Source organism: Amycolatopsis camponoti (assembly GCF_902497555.1).
GTDB lineage: Bacteria > Actinomycetota > Actinomycetes > Mycobacteriales > Pseudonocardiaceae > Amycolatopsis > Amycolatopsis camponoti.
Genome location: NZ_CABVGP010000002.1, coordinates 2,615,042 through 2,638,674 on the forward strand (window position 1 = coordinate 2,615,042; position 23,633 = coordinate 2,638,674).

A 23,633-nucleotide genomic window follows, 5' to 3' on the forward strand; every position below is an offset into this window, starting at 1 on the left:
CAGCGGCTTTCTCGCGTGTGGTGCACTACCTCGGCGTTTGGGCCGCCTAGGCGGAGCCGGACATCGTGCTCGGTGCAATCGCGGCTGGCGCGGGGGTTCTTGCCGAAAGCCGTGGACGCCGAGGACCTGCTGATCGCGATCAAAACGGCCGCCGGCGGCGGCGCGTACGTCTCGGTGATGGTCGCCGAGATGATCGTCGAGGACCATGCTGACTGGCCGATGACCGCGGGCGAGGTCGAGCCGTCGCCGCGCGACGAGCAGGTGATGCAGCTGTTGGCGACGGGGGAGCGGGACGTCGACATCGCGCTGATCTTCGACATCGGCGTTCGGACGGTGCTGGGCTACCTCGACCGGATCCGCGACAAGACAGGTGTGCGGCGGCGACCAGACCTGGTCAAGACGGCCGTCTGACGCGGGCTTCTCGGAGCTGCCCGAGCCACGGGCGGCAATCGGGCCTGAAAGATATGCCCCGACGCTCCCCGCTCGCGCCGCTTCACGCACGTAGAGCGCGCCGCGGCGATGCTGGGGCGATGCGCTTCGGCCTCGACGATTACGGTCAGGTAGAACGACCGAGCGGCTGTCCGGAGCGCGTTCAACCCGTCGATCCAGCTGTTGACATCAGTTGCCGAGACGCACCTGCGGCCCCGGTGCACGCGGCGGATCGGGGGCGCGCTGGCCGTATAACGACCTATGCGACGAGGCTGATGTGGGCAGCACATGGGTGAGGAAGTTGGAAGGTCGGTAGTGGCGTCGCGGCCTGCAACAGCCCGTGGACCGATCATGATCCCGCCAAGGCGGCGGACGACGGTGTCGGATGCCTTTCAGGCCTTGGCCAGCCCCTCGAGCAGCGCCGCCGAGAACTCTCTCGGTTTCTCGATGTGTGGGCTGTGCCCGGTGTCTGCGATGACCACCTCGCGGTAGTGCCCGCCCGCCGCGGCGTAGCGGTCGAGGACGGCTCTGGTCTGGGTGACCATCGGCTGGGCGGGGTGGGTGGCCTCGCCCGGCCAGCCGGGCACCGCGCCGAGCCGACCGAGGTGGGCGAGGTCGAACATGGACGTGTCGGACACGATCTGGTCGTCCGCTCCGCGCACCCAGAGGATCGGGGGCTTGGGCTCGATCGCGTCGAGGTCGTCGAGGCGGAAATGGCCGGGCGCCATGGTGTTGAGCACGCCACGGGTGCCCGGCGCGACGCCCGGCCACGCGTCGGTCGTGGTGAAGTCGCCGGGGTAGTGGTCGTCGCCGACCCGGGTGGTGAGCATCGACTCGACGAGGTCGTCGATGCGGGCGGGGTGGCACGGCGGTTTGACGTAGAAGGCCAGCAGCACCTGTTTGGGGGAGAACGGCGACTCGTCCGAGGTGTCGCCGTCCTTGAGCCGGGTGACGAAGTCCGGGTTGGCGCCGCCGCCGCCCGAGCCGGCGCCCGCCGCGTCGACCAGCTCGCCGTCCGCGCCCTTGGTGCCGCCGTAGCCGTAGGGCGAGACCGGGTCGACCAGCGTCACGGTGCGCGCGAGCGCGGGGTGCTCGCGCAGCAGCTGCAGCACCACGCCGCCGCCCATGCTCCAGCCGACCAGGTGCGCGGCGCCGACGCCCAGCGCGACCAGCGTGGCGACCACGTCGTCGGCGTAGTCGCGCACCCCCCGCGTCGCGTCCACCGGCAGCGGGTCGGTGCCGCCGAAGCCGCGCAGGTCCACCGCGATCGGGCGGTACCGCCGCGGGAGGTCGAGCATCGACTCCTGCCAGAAGGCCGAGGACGAGATGTTGCCGTGCACGAACACGACCGGCTCGCCGTGCTCGCGGCCGGCCACCTCCAGCACGTGCGCGGTCAGCCGGTCGGTCGGCACCTTCGCCGAAGTGATTCCGTCGAGGAGTGTGGTCACTGTCGTCCCTTTCACGCCAGCCAGCTCGTCACCTGGGACATCGACGCCGACGCCCAGCCCAGCTGCAAGTGGTTCACCGAACCGACCAGCGCCGTCGCGGCGAGGTGCCCGATGCCCGTGCTGTTCAACGCGCTGGCCACGAACACGATGCCGTCGCTCGGGCCCCGGTTCTCGTTGAACACGCCGACGATGTTGGGCGAGCCGCCGGCCAGCAGGTACACCGAGACGCTTGCCGGGGTGCCGGCGGACTGGATGGCGGAGATCATCGACCCGGCGTCGATCGCGGCCTGGATGCCCGTCCCGTCGGTGTAGAAACCCTGGCCGCCGTAGTAGGTCGTGTACCAGTCCTGCTGCGAGCCGTCCACGCCGAACGTGCCGTCGAAGCGGGCCAGCATCTGCCGCTGCCCGGGGTAGGTGTCCCAGCCGGCGGTGGGGGTGATCGACAGTTCCGGGTGGTAGGTGTACGCGCCGTAGCAGGTCATCCTGGTGTGCGGGCTCGGCGCGTTGATGTTGACGCCGCACTCCGGCCAGATCGACAGGTCGTGCGCGTAGCCGTGCGCGAACGGGTAGTCGTAGCCACCGTTCGGGCCGCCGAGGGTGATCAGCTTGCGCACGTCGCCGGCGTCGGTCCGGCCCCACGGGGGCTTCACCGAGGAGACGTACATCCGGGTGGACAGCTCTCCCTTGCTCCAGCCGACGAGGTCGACCTGGCTCACGCCCAGCCGGGCCTTGATCAGCGCGATCGCGTCGCCGACCTGCTGTGCCTGCTGGCGGTTCTCGCCCTGCTTGTGCGCGAAGCCGATGGCGAACACCCGGTACCCGCGCGAGCTGAGGTACTGCATCAGCCCGGTCGACGGGCAGGTCGCCGAACCGCATCCGAAGCCGCCGGATTCGTTCGGGTTGGCCCAGGCCCGGTCGGGGTTGTCGTTGGCCCCGTGGACCAGCAGCACCGGCGTGGTCTTCGCGCCGGTCGACCAGCCGGGTGCGGAGTAGAGCAGGAACCGCGACGAGGACGGCTGCGCCACGCCGCCGAAGAAGGTCAGCCGCTGCCCGTCCTGGTTGCCCCGTCCGTCCGGCGGATACTGCTCGTCGGCGAATCCCGGTGTGGTGTCGCGGTAGCGCTCCACCTTGGCCCACCCGTTGGCGACGGTGCCGAACGTCGCCTCGTTGGTCAGGTAGGCGGGGGCGGCCGAGGCGACCGGCGGTGCCGGCGCGGCGACCTCCACACCGACGACGACGGCGGCAGCGGCCACCAGGCTGAGCAGGCGCACGACGGGCTCCTCACGACGCCGGGGGAACTCCGCAACTATCAGCCACCGGGCGAGCCAGGGCAATGTGCGCCGGCGACGTCCCGCGCGCCTCGGACATGGTCGTGGGCACCACATCGAGGGGTGCGGTCACGGGGCGCCGAAGGTGCTCGGTCCAGGGTGCCTCGGGGTGAGGGCGGCCGCCGCGTCGACGCACACGCGGTGCCCGCTTTGACACGCGAACGTGGGAGATTCCCGCAGGAGGCAGCTCACTCAAGCTGCAGGTCAATGGCGAACTTCAGTGTGGGGTTATAGATCAACTCAGTCCTCGGACACCTTGTGGGCTCAAGTCCCCGGTGAAACATCGCGGTCGGCTTGGCCCTGCGTTGGTCGCTACGCGCGTTTAATCGATCCTCGTCGGAGGAGAGTACAACTCACGCTGCTTGCGCGATAGTTATTCGCCGACAATGCTTAATTGCTAGGGCATCGCATCGGTAACTTCTTAGTCCTGCGTTTCTTCGGTCCAGTCGACGGTCCGCCGGTACTCGGGGTGGTTGCGATCCATCAACGCCGCCAGGTGAATCGGCGCCGGATAGCTCGTTCGCCCGTCCCAGGACACCGCGTGGTCGCACAGCCGCGCCGCTGCGACGGCGTAGCGTTGCGGGTCCGAGTCCGATCCGACGACCACGATCTCGGTGCTGGTGTGGGCATACCACGTGTGCTTGCCCGTTTCCGCGTCCGTGGACCAGCGCCCGCTGTCGAGGCCCGCTCGGCTGTGCCGTCCGCCGCCGGCGAACTGACGAGGGATGTTGGCCAAGATCCACGTGTTGGCGGAGACCGAACCGTCGAGCCGGTACAGCGACCGTGTCGTCTTCACGGTGCGCGGGTCTTTTCCAGCCTCGGCAGCGGGTTTGCGCACCTCGACCGGACGCGGCAGGTCGCGCGTTCCCGACGTGACGCGGACGACGGCTCGCGGCCGATGCCCGAGCGCAGGATCCCAGCCGGGCAACGCCGGCCGCCCGCCGACCCGGCCCGCGGCGTCCGGTTCGACGTCGAGGTTCTTGTTCGCCAGCAGCGGCCACAACGAGCGCGAGCTGTCGCCGGAGATCATCACCACGTAGCCCGCACCGGTGGCCACGTGCGGGCGCAGCTGACCAAGTGCGGTGTCGATCGCCGCGACGAGGCCTTCGTCCTGCCGCTTGCCACCAGGCAGCGGCTGGGCGCGGAACGCCGTGTTCGCGATGAAGTAGTCCTGCCACCCGGTTCCCCTGCCGGTCTTCGGGTGCGGTGAGAATTGATAAGCGAGAGTCCGCCAGTGCTCCCCGTCGGGAATCATGGCGACGAGCGACCAGCTGAGCTTCGGTGCGCCCTTGGTCCAGGCCGCCCCCCGCTGTGCTCGCACGTGCAGGCCGACGTAAGTGACTGGATCAGTCGTCCCGAGGCTGCCCGAGGCCAGCGCAGCGGTCAACCTTGGGTGAACCAGACCAGCGGCCCGCAGCAGGTCGGCCACGGCGTTGTTGCCCGCATGGTCTTTCGCCGGATCCTCCGCGCCCTCGGCCGTCGCGAGGAACTGGGCCAAGACACCGCGCTCGGCGAGCATCCGGCTGACCACCGGCTTCGCGTCCTCGTCGAGCGGCCGGCCGTCGAACTCGGTTTCACACAGCGCCAGGACTCGGGTCCCATCCGGAGCGACGAGGTGCGGAACCTGATTGAGCGCCGCGTCGCGCTCGCGGTGTCCGCTGCCGTGGGCCAGCAGCGAGGCCGCATGGTGGAACACGACTTCGACGTGTGCTCCGGCTTGGACCACCGTGTCCTCCGGGACACCCTCCGAGAGGTATGGCCGGGCGAAGTGGTGGGCCAGCAGCCGCTGCAGCCGGGCGCGGGTGCGCTGGGTGTGGTACAGCGCCAGGACGCGCAGCCGCTCGCCGCCGGAGGCCTTGATGATCGCGGGCAGTCCGCTCTCGTCGAGCAGATCGGCGTCCCGACCTGCGGTGACGACCCGCTTGGCTTGCCCGGAGAACCGGTGGCCCCGCACTTCGCAGGCGGTCACGTTCGGCACCTCGAACGCTTCCGCGGCGTAGCGGCTCAGTTCGCGCACGGTGTACATGCCCACGCCGCGGCCGATCGGGAACCGGACCGATTTCGGCACCAGGGCCCGCAGCCGTCCCGGGACGCCGGCGAGGTCGAGGTCGCCGGGCTCGAGCAGGTTCTCGCCGCGGAGACGATGCGACACCGACAAAGCGATGCCGCTCGTCACCTCGATCCTGGCGCCGCGGCCCTCCATGGTGAGGCAAAGCAGTGGGTCGTCGCCGCGGCGCGGTGCCAACCAGGCACTGCGGGCGCCTCTGAGCCACCGGCTCAAGCGCGACACCGACGGGTCGACCACCACGACCGGGGTCCGGACACCGGGCAACGTCTTCATGAGCAGCCGGACTCGCAGTGCCGCGTAGCAGAGTTCGCCACCCTCCTTCCAGGCGCTGGACCACAACGCCTGATCGGCCCAGACCACCAGGTTCCCGTCGGTGTCCGCTCGCAGCGGCACCTCGCGGCCATCGACTCGCCACGGCATGCCGGCCAGCCTGCGAGCGCACTCCCACGTGGCGGCGTCGTAAACCCAGTTCGGGGCGTCGGGCTGGTCACCGATGTGGTGCACCTGCTCGGCGAGTGACACCTGCTCGACCGCGCTGTCGGCGACCAGGTCCGCCAGCTCGCTCGGGTAGCTGAAGACGATCTCGTCATCAGGTACGCCGAGCACCGCCTGCTCCCACAGCACGAAGGCGTCGTGGACGTCACGCCGGTCCAGCGGGGCGCTGGAGACAAGTCGCTGTGGTGCCTGGTGTTTGCTGGCGGGAAACAGATTCACGCAGGCGCTGCTGTAGGCGCGCAGTGCCGTAGCCAGCCCCGAGTAGGGGAGATTGACCTCTCTGCGCACCCTCACCCGGTAGCGAGCCCGCAGTCGGCTCCACGCGTCGTCGACGCTGGTCGGCAGCCGGTGGACGTGCGCTGTCCCGTGCAGCACCTCGGTGAGTGGATAGGCCAGCAGGGAAAGCCTTTTGTCACCGGTCATGGCCGGACCTCCTCGGCGCCGATCCCGGCGAAGTCCAGCCAGGAAACGAGTGTCGAGCCGTAGATGCGGCGGAGCTCGCGCTGTTCGACCGGCTTGAGGTTTTCGTGATAGTAGCCGAGAAGGCCCGGGATGTCCGTGCCGTACTTGGGGTCGTGGAATGCTCCGTCCGTGAGGTACAGCTCCACCGGAGTGCCGCCACGCCGCGCCCGGCCCGCCAGCTGGATCATGTCGACGAGCATCCCGGCGACCACCTCTGCCTTGAGCGTTCGGTGCAGCCTGCTGAACCGCGGATCGCTGGTGAGAATGCGGAACAGTCGTGAGAACGCGCGTTTGCGCTGCTCGGCCCACGTCGCCACCGGGTCGGCTCCGGGGTGGCTCCCGCCCAGAGCGTGCGCGTTGACGCTGGCGAACATCTCCGCGGAGTCGGTCAGCTGGGTCGGTGGGCGCACGCACACCCACACCGAGGCCAGGGCGGAGCGCTGGTCGTCGGGCACCAGGATGTTGAGACCGCGGGCTACGAGGCTCAGCGGTGCGATGCACACCTTGACCTCCGGGTGTAGCTCCGGCAGGGACTCCAGTTCGTCGATGGTCAGAGTCACGACTTCGGTGGGGAGCACCACCGATGACGGGGAACCACTTCGGGGTACGACGACCGCCAGCCAGCCACAATCGGGTATCCGGCTCGCTATCCCGGCGGCGAGCAATGCGGCGTGCCGGTAGGAGTTGCCGACCAGCATGCACAGCTCGCGGTCCGGATCGGTGGCGGCCAGCAATTGCAGGTGCGGGTCGAGGTGCTGGTCCCAGAGGAACTCGCCGAGTTCGCGGATCGCCGCCGGTTTCCCCGACTCACCGCGGCCGCCGATCCGAATGGTGGTCTCGGCTTGCTTGTCGAGGGCTTGCCCGGCCCTGGTCGTGAAGGCGCCCGGCGTGGCGTCGGTCATCGCGTAGGTGATATTCGTGCGGACGTGCTCGCGAGCTGCGCCGGGGAAGTACGCCGTGGCGGACAAGCCGAGCACCTGCCGTTCCACACCCGCCGCGGCGAGCGCGACCGTACCGCCCAGCTGGACGACCGTCGTGTGCGGGTCGCCTCCCACCGCCTGCACGGACAGGGTCCCGCCGGGCCGGGGATCCTCGACCCGTTCGATCCGGAACCCGAACAGCAGGTAACCCAACGGCCCGTACGGGATCGCCTGGTGCTGGGCCACGGTCCCCAGCTGCTCGGCGAGTGCCCGTGCGGCAGGCATCTCCGTCCCCGGGGTGGCGACGGCGAAGGTGAGCCGGGTCAACGCCTGGTGCAGCGCGCCTAGCCAAGTGCGCACGAGCAGCGCATTGACCACCTCGCGGCGGTTGTCCGGCTCGGCGACGTGCTTGGTGAGCACCTCGTGGAGCCGGTGCCGGATCTCCCGGATGCGATCTTGGCCGCTGTCGTTGCTGACGGCCGAGGTCAGCAGATCGGCGACCTCCGCCAGCCACGCCGGCAACTCCGTGCCACCGGCTCCACCGGTATCCGGGAACAACATGTTGAACTGCTGGTAGACCTCGGCTGGTACGTCGTCCGATGTGTCATCGCTGCTGTCGGCTATTCCGAACAGGTGGGTGAGAAGCATCCGGTCGCGCGAACCGGGCAGATGCCAGCCTGAGTCCACGCTGTCGGGCGCGGGCTTGCGCGAACGAGGAGTGGCGGGGCGCTCGTCGCCCAGCCACAGCTCGCCTTCCAAGACGTAATTGAGGAACTGGTCGGCCAAGAACCGGGTGCGTGTGAGCGGTGGCACGACCTCGCGGTCTTCGGCCGGCAACAGCATGCTCCGTTCGGTGTCCAGCCGGACGAGCGGAAGCTCGGTCGCCATGCCACTGGCCGCGAGCTTCAGCTGCCGCGCACCCGCGTCGAACATGTTGCTCTGCAGCAGGTCCACCTCGTCGACCAAGAGCACCGCGCAACGGCGCAGCAGGAACTCTCGCACCGGCAGGCGATTCAGCTCTACCCCGTCGACCCGCACCGGGACGGGCACACTGCCGTCGACGAAGTTGTGGTGGTTGGTGACGACGATGTCGGCGGACGCCGCCTCATGCAGGCCGCGGTGCCGGCCGCACACGCCGAGGTAAGGACAAGCGTGCCGGGGCGAGGGTTGTCGTTTGCGCTTGGGATCAGGCTGCTCCACCGCGGGACGCAACCCGGTGCACGGCTCGTCAGGGGCAATGGGTGGCGGCCCGTCGACCACCAGCGCTGTGAGCGCGCAACCGTAGCCCAAGGCGTCGAACCGGTCCCACTGTCCGCGCTTGGCCGCGTGCTCGGCCTTCTCCGCGAGGCGCCGGGGCGACACCAGCGCTCTACAGCTCCGGGGTAGCCGCAGGACCTGGAGGTCCCCGGTGATCTTGTCGGCGGTTTCCATGGCTTCGTGGACAGTGCCGACCACTATCGCGACGGGAATGCCGGAACGGGCCAAGTGCTTGGCTAGAAGCCTGATAAGGACGGATTTGCCGACTCCGGTCGGTGCGTTCAGAAGCCGGGTCCTGCCGGACCGCAGCAGAAGCTCGGTCACCAGGACGTCCTCGTCGTCACGCAGTCCGGCGAACAGCTCCCGGAGGACCTTTTCCTGCCAGTTCTTCTTGCCACGGCATTGTGCGATCTCCGCGGCCAGTTGCAGCAGTTGCTCGGGCTTGACCGCCAAGTCAGCCAAAAAAGGCGTGGTGTCGAGGGTGACCGGGTCGACGGTAGCGTTCGCCGCCGCAGCCGGAAGATCTACGACGGACTCTCCTCGCCATCCGAACGTCCACCTGCCCGGTCCCGCCACGGGCAGCGGGCTCCTGTTCTGCGCGTACTTCTCCTCGGCTTCCTGCACCAGGTGTGCGACAAGATCGAGGGGGCGTTGTCCGTGCCGCGCCACCACCGCCACGACCTCGTTGCCGGGTACGTCGTCCGGGCTGGCGTAGGGGCTGTCCGGATCCGTGCACAGGGCACGCGCTGCCTCGAGGAACCGGCGAGGTGCCCCGATTTCGTTGGGCCTGATCCGCAAGAACCGTCCCACCAGGCGCTTCGTGGCCTCCGGCTGAGTGGCCCAGGCGCGCCACAGATCGAGCCGGCCCCCGGCGATGAGCGCGGCCGCGTCCAGAGGCACGTTCATTCGTTCGTCGGGACCCGGAAACCCGAAGAACTCCTCGGCGAGCGCACAGGCGATCTGGGTGGCGATGCCGCTCGGTGTGGTGGTCATGCCGACACCGTCGCGGCGTCATCGAGTTCTGCCAGGAAGCCTTTCATCGTGGCGGCCCGGTACCCGGAGCCACCGATCAGGTGCTGCAGCAGGTCCAGGCTCGAGCGCTGGTGATCGGGAACGACGATGACCAGGCCTGGTGCCGCGGGGCGGTTACCGCGCAACGCCTCGCCCAGAGCGACGGGAGATGCCCACGCCTTCGCGTCCACGCGCCACGACTGGCCGCCGAGCTCGATCGCGAGGTCGTAGCGATCGCGATGCGGCCACATTTCCACATCCGCTTTCAGGTCGAGCGCGTGATCTCGGATTCCGCATTCCAGCAAGCCGGGCAAGGTCACGTACCGCCAGACGACGCGGGATACTGCCAGCGACTCCTTCGTAGCGGGCTGCGCGGGCACCGGCCGGGCGCGTTCGCCCACGGGTTGCAGCTCGGGTGCCTTGTCCGCGCGGTTTTCGGCCCGGCAGGTGTACATCACTCCGCGGCGAGCGTGCGCCTCACAGCGGACGTCCACGATCGGCCCCTTTCCGAGCACCCGCATCGGCCACCGACACTTCGGGCAGGCGAAGAACCAGCCGCGTACCTGCCGCCACGACCAGTCCGCGACGGGTTCGTAGAATTGGGGCAGCAGGCTGTCCCAAGTGCGGCGCAGCGTCCGGAGATCGCCGACCGGTTGCTCGACGAGCTGGGTACGCAACCGCACGTAGTCCGCCTCTGTCATCCTGCGCAGTACTTCGTAAACCCGCCGTTCTTCCTGCTCGGAGGCCATCCGGTCCCACGGCCAGAACTGATCGAGTGCGGCGGACGGCACCAGGAACTCCGCGCACAGGTCCTCGGCCTCGTCGGTGAACCGGCCCTCCGCGTCGAGCAGCACGACGTCGGCGATGCCGCTGGTGTCCACGTCGCGGGGGAGCAGGGCCCCCACCGGTTCTCTCAGCCCGGCGCGGAATCGAGCCATGGAGGGAGCTCGGCCGAGGGGATGCGTGGCACCGAGCACGCCAAGGCAGGTCATCAGCGCGCGCGCCTTCCGTTCCGCGGGAAGATTGGGGTCGCCGAGTACGGCCGCCGCGAGGCAACAGGCCGTGATCGCACGGCCGCGACGAGGATCCGCCGGGATGGTGGCCGGCGGATCGGAATCGGCCAGGTACTCCTCCACGAACACGACCTTCCTCGGGATCGTCGGTGTGCGATGTGATTTCGGCGAAGAGCTCATCGCGCGGCCGAAACGGAAATTCGTCCGCTGCAGCACCAGCACGGTGATCGGCAGCAAAGCACAGGACCACGCCGTGGTCAAACCCGCTGACCTGCATCGACCGGTCAATTTCATGACATTTCCAGGACACCGAGGGTCCGGTCGCGGGTGTGGTGATCCGGCTGTTTAGCTTGTCGCTCGTGTCGCGCCGATCGGAAGGAGGGGGCATGCAGCCCGAAGAGGGAACCGATGTCGAGCTGGTCCTCGTGGACGTCGGCGGCCGGCGGATCGACACGGGACCGGCGGAAGTGGTCTTCGGGTCGGTGCGTCTCGGCCGCTGGCACGTGCACCCGGTGGCGGGGGCGAACCGAGCGTTTCCCGGTACCTCGGCGCACCTGGTGAAGATCAACTACGACTTGCGTGTCGATCCCGGTGCGCCCGCCGTGCGCTGGTTCGAGATCGGCTTCGTGCTGGCGGACTCCGATGCCGCCGTCGTCGCGGCCCTGCCGCACGGGGCCACCGGGCCCCGCCCGGCGACGTCGTACCGGCTCAGCCGCAACCTGGAGTTCGTTCCCGTCGAGAACGGCGCCGCCGAAGTCCACGTCCCGCCGGTCGAGGGGCCGGTGCACGTCTACGGCGCGTCCGGTGATGCGATTCGGTGGCTGCACGTCGCTCCGGGGAGGGCGGGTGTGCTGCCGGGTTCCTATTCGGCGTGGATCGTGCTGCTGACGCCGGCTGGGCAGACCGAGCAGAAATTCCGGCTGGCCGCGCGGTTCGAAACAGAATTCGTCGACGGAGAAGACTTTCGGCCGGTGCCCAAGTCGACTGAGTTCGGTATTTCACTGATCGGTTCCGGTCGCTCGGCCGCAGTCGAGGCCGAAGAATGCGATGAGCCCGGTGTCGGACTTCCCGGCAGTTCGCCTCGCGTCTTCATCTGCTATGCGCACGAGGACGAAACGCACAAGAAAAAGGTGCGTGATTTCGCCGATCTTCTTCGCGAAAACGGCTTGGACCCGCGGATCGACGAAGGCCAGGAGGGACCTCGCACCGAGTGGGACCACTGGGCATTGCGCGAGATCAGGGAAGCGGACTTCATCGCAGTCATCGCGTCACCGACCTGCCGAGCGGTTGGTGACGGGACCTATCGGGGCGACGATCGCGCAGGCATCCGCAGCGAACTCGGCGTGATCAGGAACCTGCTCCAGAAACACCCTCGGTGGGCGAGCTACCTCCTGCCCGTCGTCCTGCCCGGCTGCTCGGTCGAAGACATCCCGATGTTCCTGCACCCGGAGACCATGGACCATTACGTCGTCGAGGCGCTGACCAAGACCGAGATCGAGTACTTGCTGAAGACGATTCGCATGACGCCGCCGTGGCAGGGTTGGGACCGGCCGTGACCGGTACCTTCCATGGGCTTTTCACCGGGATCGACCGCTATCGCGACCCCGGCTTCCGCCGCCTGAACTTCGCGGCGCGGGATGCTGGCGTCCTCCATGCGCTGTTTTCCGACAACGTGAGCGGGGACTGCGTCCTCCTCGAGAACGAGGATGCCACCCGTGACCGGTTGACCGCCGAACTCAGCCGCCTCGCCGAGGTCGCCGGCGGCGATGACGTGGTTGTGATCACCTTCTCCGGCCACGGCACCCGGTCACGGGAGCTGGCGACCCATGACGCGGTCCCGGGAAACTTCGCCGAGACGGCCCTCCCGCTGACCCGGTTCGTCGACCTCGTCCGGGCGATCCGCGCGCGGCTGCTGGTGGTCGTGCTCGATTGCTGTTTCTCCGGTGGAATGCTGGCGCGGGCCTTCGCCGAGCCCGACGGTGACAACGCGCGGTCCGACGGAGCGGGTGCATGGGAGATCCTGCAGTCGATCAGCGGTGACGGCCGAATCTTCCTCGGAGCGGCGTCGGCGGACGAAGAGGCGTTCGAGTCTGCTCGCTACCGGCACGGGATCTTGACCCATCACCTCGTTCAGGCGTTGATGGGCGACGGCGGTGTCCTCGACCGTGGCGCGGTGTGCCTGTCATCGCTGGTGAAGCAGGTACTGGACCGGGTCACCGCAGAGGAGACCGGGGTCGGGCGTCGCAAGCAGCACCCCACGTTCGAGGGAACCATGCGCCGGACTCGGTTCCCGCCGTTGGCACCGGGGCCCCGCTACCGCCAGATCGGCGGCCACACCCAGCCGCCTCCGGTAACCAAAGACCTGATGTCGCTCCTGCCCCACGGCATCCCGGAGCAGGTGGCCGAGCAGTGGCGTGCTCAAGTGGACAAACTCAACGACGTGCAGTTATCCGCCATCCACCGCGGGCTCCTGCGTGGCTGCAACGTCCTGGTCAGCGCCCCCACCGCAAGCGGTAAGACCATGGTTGGCGAGCTCGCCGCGCTGCACGCGACGACGCAGAACCTCAAGGCGGTGTTCCTCCTCCCGAGCCGCGCTCTGGTGAACGAGCAGTATCAGCGATTCCGGAAGACGTATACTCCGCTCGGGCTCCGGGTCGTCCGAGCGACTGGCGCCCTGCGTGACCAGGTGAGCGACCTGATGACCGGCTCATACCACCTGGCAGTGGTGACGTACGAGACCTACATTGGCCTTCTCGCGAGCCATCCACGCTTGTTGGCGGGGGTCGGAGTCCTAGTCGTCGACGAGCTCCAGTCCCTGCTGCTGAGCGACCGCGGTCCGCGACTGGAACTGTTGTTCACCCGCCTGCGCCGGGCCGCGCACCGTAATCTGCCCACCCCGCAGCTGGTGGGGCTTTCAGCCGTGCTGAGAGAGGTGGACCGGCTGGCGGCCTGGCTCGACGCGAGCCTTGTGCGAATCACCGACCGAGTTATCCCGCTGCGCGAAGGCGTTCTCGGCCCGGACGGCACTTACCTACACCGGCTCCACGGCGGCAAGCAGGCGCAGGTCGCGCAGGCCGAAGAACAGCTGCTCACGACATCCGGGGTGGTGACTGGTGACGACCTCGCGGAACGGCTGGTCGGAGAGCTGGTAGCACAGGGCGACCGCGTCCTGGTTTTCCGCTCCAGCCCCCTCCGCGCCCGCGCTTTCGCCCGCCGACTCTCTGGTCGCTTGGACCTGCCTGCCGCCAAATCCGTGCTGAGCGCGCTTCCGCAGGGTGACGTGTCCCGAGTGGGAGAAGTGCTGCGCGACTGCCTTGCCAACGGTGTGGCTTTTCACAGCACCGATCTTGGTGAGGCGGAGCAGCAAGCGGTGGTGGAGGGGTTCGGCGGGAAAGAGGGGCCGATTCGCGTCGTGGTCGCGACCACGACGCTGGCCCAAGGTGTGAACCTGTCGGCCGATTCGGTCGTGGTGTGCGAGCTGGAGCACCCCAGTCGCTCCGGCCGGCCATACACCGCGTCGGAGTACAAGAACATGGCGGGTCGAGCGGGCCGCGACGCCGCCAAGGATGTGCCCGGGCGGGCGATCGTCTTGTCGGACGGCGGCGTCGACACCCAGCGGATCTGGCGGCGCTACGTGAACGCCCGGCCAGACCCCGCACGCTCGGCGCTGTTCGGCGCCGACCTCGCTTTGCCCAGCTTGGTACTCACCGTGCTCAAGGGCCTCGCCGAGGAGTCCGACGGTGCCGACGCGGCCGGGGTGGCGGATTTTCTGGCCTGGACTTACGGCGCCTTTCAGAGCCAGCACGATCGCACCAGCGGACCGTTTTCGTTCGCGGAGGTTCAGTCGGTGGTCGCCTCGCTGATGGAGGACGGGTTCCTGATCGCCGCCGACAATGGCTACCGGCTGACTCCCCTCGGTGAGACGGTGGTTCGCAGCGGCCTGGACATCGAGTCAGCTCGCGTCCTGGCCGGCGCCCTGGGAGCGGTGGCGGATACGGAGCTGACCAGGATGACCTTGCTCGGTGTAGCGCAGCTGATCACCGAAGTCGATGACGTGCGTTTTACCAAGCCATCCGTCAACTGGCAGCGCGAATACGACGAGTTCGCGCGGCAGCTGCCGCGGCAGCGATGTGCGCCCGCCGTGGCGGCCGCCTTGCTCGGCCCCCGCAGCAAGGGCGGCGCCGAGATCGGCCGGGTTCGGCGCGCGCTCGCGTGCCTGATGTGGTCCAACGGCCGGCCGATCTCGAAGATCGAGACGGCACTGACGCTTCACCTGCGCCCCCAGGCCGGTATTCGCGACCCCGGTCCGATCGCCCATGCGGCACAACGGACTGCCGACGTGATCCGTGCGGTCGTCGACATCGCCCGCCACTTGCACCCTGAGGCAGAGCTCGCCGAGCTCGCTGAAGTTCTTCCTTGGCAACTCTCGCTGGGGATAGTCAAGGGCCTGGTTCCTGTCGCTCGGCACTTGGACCGTCGTGTTGAGCGCGAGGTCTACCTGCGGCTGGATCAATTGGGCCTAACCGATCCGGAGGGCGTCGCCGCCGCCGACACCGCGCAGCTGCTGCAGTGCGCAGGTAGTGAGGATCTGGCGGACGCCGTCCGGGCAGCGGCTGAGGCCGCTGTGGCTGAAGCGAACCAGCCTGCTCTCGACGACCTGATCGATCCGCCGAAGGACTGAGCCGTGTCGGCAGCGGGCCAGTGGTGCACAGCGCCGCCCGTTGACCTCTCTTGCTGTACGTGAGTAGCGAAGCCATGACGAAACCGCAACGCTTGACGAAATGCTCAGGCCGAACTGTCAGTTCAGCGAGATCGTTGTGGTTAGCGAGCAAGATCGTCCTCGGACACCAAAAGTGGTGAACTTTCACCGATCCTCTCACAGTGCGCCGATCACCGATTTTGGTGGTCGGCATCTTGCGTTCCAGCCCCGTGTCACCCGGTCGGGGTGGTCAGCGTGAGCGCTTTCGTAGCTCCGGTGATCCCCGGTGCCGGCCTCGACGGCCTGCTCGCGCCGCTGGCTCCGATCGCGGTTCCTCTCCCGCTACCGACTCCACCGCCTGATCGGTCCCGGTGCGTTCTGGCCTACGCGATCGCCCGCATCGACGCCTCCGGCCGTGTCTGCGTGCGGCCTTTGCTCAGGTTGTTGGGCTGGCCGGCGTCGGTCCGGCTGGCTGCGACCGGCGTGGCGACCTCGGTGGTGATGAAACCCGATCCTGGCGGGGCGTTCCGGTTGGGCACGCGCCGGACAGTGGTGCTGCCGGTCGCACTCCGCCGCCTGTGCGGCGTGACCCCCGGCGATGACGTCCTGCTGGTTGCTGACCCGGAGCACGGCGTTCTGGTCGTGCACCCGTTGACGGCCCTAGACCGGATGATCCTCGGCTATCACGCCTCCCTGACCGGAGGTGGTTCCGGTGACCAGTAGCCAGATGGAACTGGACGCGGCCCGGCTGCTGCTGTCGAAGATGGGCGTCGCTCCCGCCGACTTGCTCACCGAACCGGTGGAGCGCCCCCAGGTACCGACGTTCACCGACTACATCCCGGTGGTTGCTCGCGCGGTGTCGGCGGCGACGGCACGCTCGTATTCGTCGTACTGGCGTCGCCTGGAGGCGGCGTGGGGGAGTCGGCGGTTGAATGAGCCGTCGCCCTCGGAGATCAAGCACCTGGCTGAAGAGTCTCGGGCGCAGGCGGTGGTGCGGCGGAACGCGGCGGAGAACTTCATCGCCGCAGTCCGCTGCCTCTACCGGCATGCGGTCGCCGACCGGATCCTGACTGAAGCCGAGAATCCGGCACTGAAGGTCGCCAAACCCCGCCGGCTTCCCTCACCACGACGAGCGCTCGCTGACCACGAACTCATCGAGATCAACGCCGCGGCGGCCGAGACGGGAGACGACCCGTATCTCGACACGCTGCTGTTGCGGCTGCATACCGAGACTGCGTGCTGGCGTGGGGGAGTGCTGGGGTTGCGGCGGCGAGACCTGGAGGAGACCCAGTGTCTCGTCTACCTGCGGGAGAAGGACGGCACGAGCCGGTTCCAGCGGTGTCGCCGACGTTGATGAGACTGCCGGTCTCGCACGCCGACGAGCGCGGGGCAATCCACCCCGACGGGCCGCTGCTGCGGTACCGGACCGGTGAGCCGATCACCAAACGCCGCTACGACTACCTGTGGGAACGGATTGGCCGGCACGTCACATCAGTGCACACGCAGAACATTTCCACCCACTGGCTCCGGCACACCACGCTCACGTGGGTGGAGCGCCGGTTCGGCTACGGCGTCGCCCACGCCTACGCCGGCCATTCCGACTCCGCCGACAGCGCCACGGTAACCTATGTCAAAGCCTCGCTCCATGACGTGGCCACCGCCTTGGCCGCGCTGACCGGCGAACCTCACCCCCTGGCCCACAAGTTGCGCCGCAACTCGTTCAGCAACGTCTCCATGATCGACAGTCGGGTGGCGGGATCGGTGCCGGCGAGCGGTTGTCCCTTCGTCTCCCACTTCGCTTCGTCCCCGGCCAGTTCGTCCAGACCCGCGTAGGTCAGCAGGAGCTGGCCGGTCTGTTCGAGGTTGGGCATGGTGATGCGCCAGCCGCGACGCAGATCGGCCCACACCCGCTAGGTGACCGACTCCCGCAGCGCCCGGATGACCTTCGTCTTGGCCACGTACTCGACGTCGGGATTCAGGGCGTAGTCGGCGATCTGCACCTTCAGGCACTCGATCACCCGGCGGCCGAGGTCCTCGTCGGTGAGCGGCTCGTCGGGGAATCGTCGTTGCTGGTGCAGCGCTGCCTGGTACAGCGCGGAGCGGACCATGCCGACGAGGACGAAGTCGTTGAAATGTCCCGCCTGCAGACTGGCATCCTGCCGGTTGTCGGAGAAGACCAGGAACTTGCGGGCCTCCGCATCGAGATCCACAGCCTCGCGCAAGGTGCGCACGACCGCCTGAGACAGGACGGATACCGCGCTGGGCACGGCCTTCCGTGCCCAGGCTCGCGACCCGGGAGAACTCCGACTGCATTGCACTTTCGTAGCTCGTCTTGCACGTTGGGCAGAAATGCAACGTCTCGAAGAACGCGGCCGTGACGCCGTCGTCGCAGGCGTCACCGAAGACCTCGACGCGGACACCCTTCGGCAGCCGCGGCCAGCGGGCCTTGTCCAGCACGCGGTCGCCTCCGGACTCCACGATCCAGTCGTCGGGGACGAGTTCGAGCAGGTCCGGAGATGACCGATCCGGCCACGCTTTCTCAGTGATCAGGAGCAGTCCCGCAGCGTTGTCCTGCTCGACAAGGCCGCCGCCGAGCAGACGAGGTTCAAACCGCTCGCCACCCTTTTTTCTGGTGACAAAAAGGAAATCCTGACCGCATTCGCGGCAGAAGGCGAGTGGGAACAACGGCTGCCTCGCCGGTCCCTGAGGAGCACTGCGCTGATAGTGCGTCGTGAGATATCGCTGTTCGGGACGGTCGAGGGTGACGTAGGCGGTGTCGCCCTTGCCGATGAACTGGTGAAGTTTGAAGGCGAACAGAGAGCGTCCGTCTTCGTCGCGGGACTGCGAGCCGGCCAGCAGAGTTCCCTCAGTGCTCGAGCGCATGTCGCGAGATCTGTGCCGGTCAGCTCGGCGAGTCGCCCAGCCGCATCCTGCAGCCGAACGGGCGGTAGGCGGGAGAGGCTGCCTTCGTCGTCCGTACCCAGTCCGAAGGTCTGCTCGATCCAGATCGCCAGGTCGTCGCGGCGCAAGGCGTCCTGGTCCGCCGGTGGGCTCGCGAGCACGCGCGCGGTCAGCCGGTGTGAGCTGCTCTCGCCGACGGTCGCCCGCCGCAGGGACTCCCCGACGATATTGGCGGCCGGGATCGACGTACCGAACAACCGGCTCGCCAACGTCGCCACTTCCGCCCGCTGAGCCGCCCTGGTCCCAGGGCCGGCAAGGGTCGCGCTGGTGCCGACGCACTGCAGGTGCTGCGCGCCCACGGCTCCGCGCAGGCGGCGGATCAGCATGGCGACGTCGGCGCCCTGGCGGCCTCGGTAGGTGTGCAGCTCGTCGAGCACCAGGAACGAGAGGTTCCGGGCGCTGGTGATGAGACTCGTGCGCTCCCGGGGGCGGGTCAGCATCAGCTCTAGCATCACGTAGTTGGTGAGCAGGATGTCGGGAGGCCGGGCGAGGATGACGTCGCGTTCGGCCCGGCTCTCCTGACCGGTGTACCGCTTGAACGTCACCTTCGGTGCGACCTTGCCGAGGAATTTCTCGAGCTCGCCACGTTGGCTGTTGGCCAGGGCGTTCATCGGGTAGACGATGATCGCGCGGACACCTCGCCCGGACCCTTCCCGCAGGACGCGATCGACGATCGGCACGATGTAGGCCATCGACTTTCCTGAGCCGGTTCCGGTGGTCAGGACGTAGGACTCGCGGCGCGCTGCGATCTCGATGGCGTCGACCTGGTGCTGGTGGAAGGCGATTTCCTGCCCATCGGCGCTCGAGGTCGCGCGAGCACGGAAGATGCCTCGATTGTCCGGATGCAGGAGTCCCCGGTCGACGAGCTCACCGACTGAACCGCCGGGCTCGAAGGCGGGATTCAGCGCGAGCCACGGCTCGGGCCACATCAGCCCGTTATCAACTTCACGCTGCACTTTAGCCAGGATTTCCGGGTCGCGAATATTGAGAAATCCCCGCACGAAAGCCTTGTAGTCCTCGAGTGCCTCGCCGAGTGCGGCGAAGCGTCCATTTCCCCTGATCTCCGCACGCCACCTCGCCGTGACAGCGGAAGCAGTCAGTGCTGTTCGCCGCCTGGGCTATCAGGATCACGGACGCGACCAAATCCCACGAACCTCGAAACCGGCGCGGATTCGTCGTTTGACGACGTTACAAAACCGGTCGACTCCCTAGTCTAAGTCCTCTCCATGTCACGCTTCCAGACACAGTTGTCGCACTCGCGGTGCGAACCGTTTCATATTGGGCTATTCGTGGTGCAGAACCGAGTTGACGATGCAACGAATATGGCGAGATTTCGTCGCTCAGCGCGGGCTGCCGGCGGCGATTGGTAGATGTCAGTGACTAGCTGCGGTCGTCGCCGAGCGACTCGGCGATATCGGTCAAGGGGCCCAGTCGGCGCCGGCCCACTCCCGCAGCGTCGGCTGCATCGGGCCGACCTGGACGTGGCCGAGGAATCCCTTGGTCGGTGAGCCGCCGCTGACCCAGGCCTGCGCCGAGCTCGTCGAGTAGCCCAACCCGAACGTCTTGTCGATGAAGGCCCACAAGAACGTCAGCCCCATCACGACGCGCAAGACAGCCAGTGCCGAATCGCGGGTGGGGGAGGCGTGCCGGGGCTGCTGAGCTGTCCGCGGGCCCGGTTGGTCGGGGAGGAAGGGCATGGTCAGGGTCGGGCCGCGGTCCTGGACGGACATCGTGGGCTCCTCTTCGGTTGTACCCGAAGCATGAGCCGTCGCACAGACCGGGCGCTGGTGCCGAAGTCCTCGAATTGTGGCGACTTCGGGCCACAGTCCGGTCCGGCCCGAGCAGGACGGGGGAGGGAGACGGGCCCGGCGAAGAGGCCGTGTTACTCGGATTGCCAGCCATGGTCGTACTCGACGACCGGATCCGGCCCGGCGGGTGGTGGCCGACTGGTATCGGCTTGGTTGGCGCCGTGCTCAGCGGGGCCGCGTTCGTCGTCCGGGAGTCCGCGGCTCACTCACGCCCCGCCGGCCGCCGCGTTTCCCTTACCTGGTGGAACGGCGTAGGTTGAAGTCATGGCCGGTCCCCGGCCTCATCAGTGCTGGTGACGTCGGTCCAGAGCCCGCTGACGCGAGATCAGTCAACGGGATGCGAGCAGGACATGAGCAGGATCCCCGCCATGGGTGCACGAGATCCTCAGCGGCTGGACGATTTCGGGCCGCTGACGTTGCCGTTCCCGGAGTTGCCGCGGATGGAGCTGGAGAAGCTCCTGGGCGACGTCGCGGCCCGCGCGCAGGATGTGCTGGCGACCCAGGGGCGGTTGCGGGCGTTGCTGCGCGCCCACGCCATGGTCGCCAGTGAGCTGAGCTTGCAGGTCGTGCTGCAGCACATCGTGACCGCGGCCAGGGAGCTGGTGGAGTCCCGTTATGCGGCGTTGGGTGTGATCGGTGAGCACGGGCTGCTGGACGAGTTCGTCCACACCGGGATGGACGCCGAGCTGATCGAGCGCATCGGTGAACTGCCGCGGGGCCGGGGGATCCTGGGGCTGCTGACCCGCCGGGCGGAGCCGATCCGGTTGGCCGATCTCAACAGCCATCCCGACGCGGCCGGGTTCCCGCCGGGCCATCCGCCGATGGACAGTTTCCTGGGGGTGCCGGTCCGGATCCGGGACCGGATCTTCGGCAACCTCTACCTCACCGGCAGCGTGAACGGTGAGTTCAGCGCCGAGGACGAGCAACTGGCGGTGGCGCTGGCGGCGACGGCCGGGGTGGCGATCGACAACGCGCGCCGGTTCGCCGAATCCGAACAACGCCGCACCTGGCTGACGGCCTCCACGGAAATCACCCAGCGCCTGTTCGCCGGCGACGACGCCCGGCCGCTCGACCTGGTGCTGCGGCATGCCCAGGAGGGCGCGTCCGCCGATTTCGCGACGCTCGCCCTGCTCTCGGAGGCCGGGCGGGTGGAGGTCACCGCGGCGATCGGGGTGCTGGCCGAGCACGTGCTCGGCACCGTGGTGGACCTGGACGGCAGTCTCGCCGGGCAGGTCGTGCGGTCCGGGATCCCCAGCCTGACCGACGACTACGCCGCCGCCGGCTTCGCCGACCTTCCGGTGCCGATCGGGTCGGTCGTCGTGGTTCCGCTGTCCGCCGGGCAGCGGGTCATGGGCGTGCTGAGCGTGGGGCGGCTGGCCGGGCGGCGCGGGTTCACCCGGGCAGATATGGGGCATCTCGCCGGGTTCGCCAGCCATGCCGGGGTCGCGATCGAGCTCCAGCGCGTCCGGGTCGAGAAGCAGGCGGTGCGCATCGTCGATGAGCACGATCGGATCGGGTCGTCGCTCAACGAGCACGTGAGCGGGAAACTTCACGCTGTCGCGACCGGGCTGCAGGGCTTGGCCAGTGCGAGTACCCGCCCGGCGGTGCGTGACCGGCTCACCGCCTACATCGCTGTCCTCGACGACACGATCGGGCGCATCCAGGCCACCGTCTACGATCTTGATCCCCGTTCGCACGAGACGGAGAACCTGCGCGAGCGGCTCCTGACGGTGATCGACACCGCGGGGTCGGTGCTGGGGTTCGACGTGGAGACCAGCTTTGTCGGCAGCCTTGCGGCGGTCCCACCGACCGTCGTCGACGACGCGGTGGCGATCGTCGAGGACGCGCTGTCGGAGATCACCCGGCAGGCCGACGCCACCGCTGTCGAGATCCAGATCAGCATCGTGTCGGAGCTGCTCACCCTCGATGTCGTCGACAACGGCGTCACGATGGCTGCTGTGGGCCGCGTGGTCACGCCGGGGCCGAGCGGGTGCCGGAGCGGTGCGGGCACGCTCGGGCAAAGCACGTCCGCGAACGGAAGCACCCACCTGACCTGGACCGTTCCCCTGCCGCGGCGCGAGGGCGAAAACTGACCCCTCACGGTCGGTGTGGCGGAGGCGCTGGGCCACGGTGCGTTCCGGCCATAGCGGGAGCGGTGGCGTCGCGGCTGGCTCAGTCGCGATCACCTACGGTCTCAGTTCGGGCCGGTGCCGCGCTGCACCGCGCGGACACTCAGCAGCCGCTGGTCCAGCACGTGTTTGGCACAGGCGATGAGCGCCGGGTTCGGGCAGCAGCACGGGGAAGATGTTGCCCGGCTGGTACACCCGCAGGCCATGCGCCGGTGACCGCCGTGCGACACAAACACGAGCGGTGGTCACCGGCGGGAAACAGCACTTTCGACGAGCAGCTACCCGGTACAGTCCCCAGGCGCAGTAAGGCGGTACCCGGGGACGAAGTGGACCCGGCAGTGGCCAGGTCGACCAGATGGAGCCGGGGACACAGGTCGGGTGCCAGGTTCACCACGCTGTCGCGATCGCCGGCATCGGAACCGCCGGTCGCTTGCTGCCGGGCAGGTCTGGAGATCGAGGCTGTTGCATGTTCTGTGGCGGCCGGTTGGGTCGCTGTGCCGACGATGATCCAGCTGTCGCGTGCCAGCTCCTCGACCAGGCCGAGTTTGCAATAGTGCCGCACGGTTCGACCGTGATGCTGGCGAACGCCTCGACGAGTCGCCGGACGCGCGAAAAGGACCGGGAGACCTGCTCCCGAGGGACCAAGGACTCTTCAGGAAGCAGGGCATGCGGTCGCAGAGTTCTCTTATGACACTCGCCGAACGCCGGGGTACCCGGACCGGCACGCCGCACGGGCTGGTCCTGCTTCGCCCCGCCCGGGTGGCGTATTTCTGCTCTGGTGCTCTCGCCGTCGTGGCCACGGCGGTCGCGATGCTGAGCTTGACGTTGCCTTCGCTGCTGTCCGGCGTCGAGGCCGCCAAGGGGAGCTTGCGGGGCACGGCGTTGGTCATGGTCTGCGTCGCCGTCCCGGTACTCGTTGTCGCGATGTCGCTGACCGCTCGGGGGTCCGCGCGTGGGCTCGTGGTCTGGCTCGGAACTGCGGGCTACCTGCTCTACCAAGCGGTGCTCTTCTGCTTCGCGACCCCGCTGAACAACCTGTTCCTCCTTTACGTCGCCTACCTCGGGCTGGCTTTGTGGAGCCCGGTCACGGTGCTTCAGGCAGCGGATCTGCACGCGTTCGGCGAGCGGCTGGCGTCGGCGATGCCGGTGCGGTGGATCACGGGGTTCGCGCTCGTCCTGGTCCTGCTCAACGCCGGCGCGTGGCTCGTCCAGATCGTTCCCGCGGTCTTCAGCCGGAACCCGGCGTCCCTGCTCGACGGCACGGGGCTGCTGACGAACCCCGTCTTCGTCCAGGACCTGGCGGTCTGGCTGCCGCTCCTGGCCGCGGCCGCGTTCGCCGGCCGGCGTCGTGCCACCTGGGGATTGCTGGTCACCGGTGCGATGCTGGTGATGTTCGTGCTGGAGGGGATCGGTGTCGCCACGGACCAGTGGTTCGGTTCGCGCGCCGATCCCGCTTCCGGGATCGCGTCGAGTGCGATGGTGCCTGTTTTCGCCGTGGTCGCGCTGGTCGTCGCGGTGCCGCTGGCCTGCTACCTCCGCGACGTCGACCGGACCCCGCACAATGCCGAAGGAGACGACCGTGACGCGCCATCCTCACGATGACTC

Annotated in this window: 16 protein-coding genes; 8 read left to right on the forward strand and 8 right to left on the reverse strand. The window is 68.3% G+C overall.

The genetic code is table 11. The features are described from left to right. Positions 1 to 99 precede the first annotated feature (99 nt). Positions 100 to 411 (forward strand): response regulator transcription factor, encoded by a 312-nt coding sequence (locus AA23TX_RS32565; RefSeq protein ID WP_230862820.1) that lies wholly within the window; start codon positions 100 to 102, stop codon positions 409 to 411. 410 nt (positions 412 to 821) lie between these two features. Here AA23TX_RS32565 and AA23TX_RS32570 read toward each other — a convergent pair whose 3' ends face one another. The 5 genes from AA23TX_RS32570 to AA23TX_RS32590 all read right to left on the reverse strand — a co-directional run bounded on the left by AA23TX_RS32570 (position 822) and on the right by AA23TX_RS32590 (position 10,692). Beyond that, complete coding sequence (locus AA23TX_RS32570; protein WP_155546568.1) at positions 822 to 1,877, reverse strand: alpha/beta fold hydrolase; 1,056 nt, start codon at positions 1,875 to 1,877, stop codon at positions 822 to 824. An 11-nt stretch (positions 1,878 to 1,888) separates the two neighbouring features. Next, positions 1,889 to 3,148 (reverse strand): esterase/lipase family protein, encoded by a 1,260-nt coding sequence (locus AA23TX_RS32575; RefSeq protein WP_155546569.1) that lies wholly within the window; start codon positions 3,146 to 3,148, stop codon positions 1,889 to 1,891. Positions 3,149 to 3,626: 478 nt separating this feature from the next. Then, complete coding sequence (locus tag AA23TX_RS50830) at positions 3,627 to 6,191, reverse strand: RNaseH domain-containing protein (protein ID WP_155546570.1); 2,565 nt, start codon at positions 6,189 to 6,191, stop codon at positions 3,627 to 3,629. Next, positions 6,188 to 9,400, reverse strand: coding sequence for an ATP-dependent DNA helicase (locus AA23TX_RS32585; RefSeq protein WP_155546571.1), 3,213 nt, complete (start codon positions 9,398 to 9,400; stop codon positions 6,188 to 6,190). The genes AA23TX_RS50830 and AA23TX_RS32585 overlap by 4 nt, the downstream gene beginning before the upstream one ends. Continuing rightward, the gene (locus AA23TX_RS32590) at positions 9,397 to 10,692 is read right to left on the reverse strand and encodes a restriction endonuclease-related protein (protein WP_230862821.1); all 1,296 of its coding nucleotides are present in this window, start codon (positions 10,690 to 10,692) and stop codon (positions 9,397 to 9,399) included. Before AA23TX_RS32590 ends, AA23TX_RS32585 begins: the two co-directional genes overlap by 4 nt. Before the next feature lie 125 nt (positions 10,693 to 10,817). On the opposite strand from AA23TX_RS32590, the gene AA23TX_RS32595 reads away from it, so the two are divergent. The 5 genes from AA23TX_RS32595 to AA23TX_RS50980 all read left to right on the forward strand — a co-directional run bounded on the left by AA23TX_RS32595 (position 10,818) and on the right by AA23TX_RS50980 (position 16,963). Next, on the forward strand, positions 10,818 to 11,987 hold the full coding sequence (locus tag AA23TX_RS32595; protein ID WP_155546572.1) for a toll/interleukin-1 receptor domain-containing protein: 1,170 nt from the start codon (positions 10,818 to 10,820) through the stop codon (positions 11,985 to 11,987). Next, complete coding sequence (locus AA23TX_RS32600) at positions 11,984 to 15,112, forward strand: DEAD/DEAH box helicase (RefSeq protein WP_196425624.1); 3,129 nt, start codon at positions 11,984 to 11,986, stop codon at positions 15,110 to 15,112. Before AA23TX_RS32595 ends, AA23TX_RS32600 begins: the two co-directional genes overlap by 4 nt. A 273-nt stretch (positions 15,113 to 15,385) precedes the next feature. Continuing rightward, complete coding sequence (locus AA23TX_RS32605; protein ID WP_155546574.1) at positions 15,386 to 15,853, forward strand: AbrB/MazE/SpoVT family DNA-binding domain-containing protein; 468 nt, start codon at positions 15,386 to 15,388, stop codon at positions 15,851 to 15,853. Then, positions 15,843 to 16,484: a site-specific integrase gene (locus AA23TX_RS50975; protein ID WP_338422525.1), complete on the forward strand. Its 642-nt coding sequence runs from the start codon at positions 15,843 to 15,845 to the stop codon at positions 16,482 to 16,484. The genes AA23TX_RS32605 and AA23TX_RS50975 overlap by 11 nt, the downstream gene beginning before the upstream one ends. Beyond that, on the forward strand, positions 16,484 to 16,963 hold the full coding sequence (locus AA23TX_RS50980; RefSeq protein WP_338422526.1) for a site-specific integrase: 480 nt from the start codon (positions 16,484 to 16,486) through the stop codon (positions 16,961 to 16,963). Before AA23TX_RS50975 ends, AA23TX_RS50980 begins: the two co-directional genes overlap by 1 nt. 77 nt (positions 16,964 to 17,040) lie before the next feature. On the opposite strand, the gene AA23TX_RS50405 is transcribed toward AA23TX_RS50980, so the two are convergent. From AA23TX_RS50405 to AA23TX_RS51250, 3 genes are all read right to left on the reverse strand, one after another. Beyond that, the gene (locus AA23TX_RS50405; protein ID WP_230862822.1) at positions 17,041 to 17,397 is read right to left on the reverse strand and encodes a hypothetical protein; all 357 of its coding nucleotides are present in this window, start codon (positions 17,395 to 17,397) and stop codon (positions 17,041 to 17,043) included. 279 nt (positions 17,398 to 17,676) lie between these two features. Further along, complete coding sequence (locus AA23TX_RS50410; protein WP_230862823.1) at positions 17,677 to 19,092, reverse strand: DEAD/DEAH box helicase; 1,416 nt, start codon at positions 19,090 to 19,092, stop codon at positions 17,677 to 17,679. A gap of 417 nt (positions 19,093 to 19,509) precedes the next feature. Beyond that, positions 19,510 to 19,821, reverse strand: coding sequence for a hypothetical protein (locus AA23TX_RS51250; RefSeq protein ID WP_155546575.1), 312 nt, complete (start codon positions 19,819 to 19,821; stop codon positions 19,510 to 19,512). A gap of 446 nt (positions 19,822 to 20,267) precedes the next feature. Here AA23TX_RS51250 and AA23TX_RS32625 point away from each other — a divergent pair, with 446 nt between their 5' ends. Together AA23TX_RS32625 and AA23TX_RS32630 are read left to right on the forward strand one after the other, a co-directional pair. Beyond that, on the forward strand, positions 20,268 to 21,992 hold the full coding sequence (locus AA23TX_RS32625; protein ID WP_196425625.1) for a GAF domain-containing protein: 1,725 nt from the start codon (positions 20,268 to 20,270) through the stop codon (positions 21,990 to 21,992). Between the two features lie 723 nt (positions 21,993 to 22,715). After that, positions 22,716 to 23,630: a hypothetical protein gene (locus tag AA23TX_RS32630; RefSeq protein ID WP_155546577.1), complete on the forward strand. Its 915-nt coding sequence runs from the start codon at positions 22,716 to 22,718 to the stop codon at positions 23,628 to 23,630. The last annotated feature ends 3 nt before the right edge of the window (positions 23,631 to 23,633 follow it).

Coding starts and splice junctions, on each gene's coding strand:
- AA23TX_RS32595 (WP_155546572.1), top strand. CDS start 10,818: ATGCAGCCCGAAGAGGGAACCGATGTCGAGCTGGTCCTCGTGGACGTC.
- AA23TX_RS50980 (WP_338422526.1), top strand. CDS start 16,484: ATGAGACTGCCGGTCTCGCACGCCGACGAGCGCGGGGCAATCCACCCC.
- AA23TX_RS32630 (WP_155546577.1), top strand. CDS start 22,716: ATGACACTCGCCGAACGCCGGGGTACCCGGACCGGCACGCCGCACGGG.
- AA23TX_RS32625 (WP_196425625.1), top strand. CDS start 20,268: ATGGGTGCACGAGATCCTCAGCGGCTGGACGATTTCGGGCCGCTGACG.
- AA23TX_RS50830 (WP_155546570.1), bottom strand. CDS start 6,191: ATGACCGGTGACAAAAGGCTTTCCCTGCTGGCCTATCCACTCACCGAG.
- AA23TX_RS51250 (WP_155546575.1), bottom strand. CDS start 19,821: ATGTCCGTCCAGGACCGCGGCCCGACCCTGACCATGCCCTTCCTCCCC.
- AA23TX_RS32585 (WP_155546571.1), bottom strand. CDS start 9,400: ATGACCACCACACCGAGCGGCATCGCCACCCAGATCGCCTGTGCGCTC.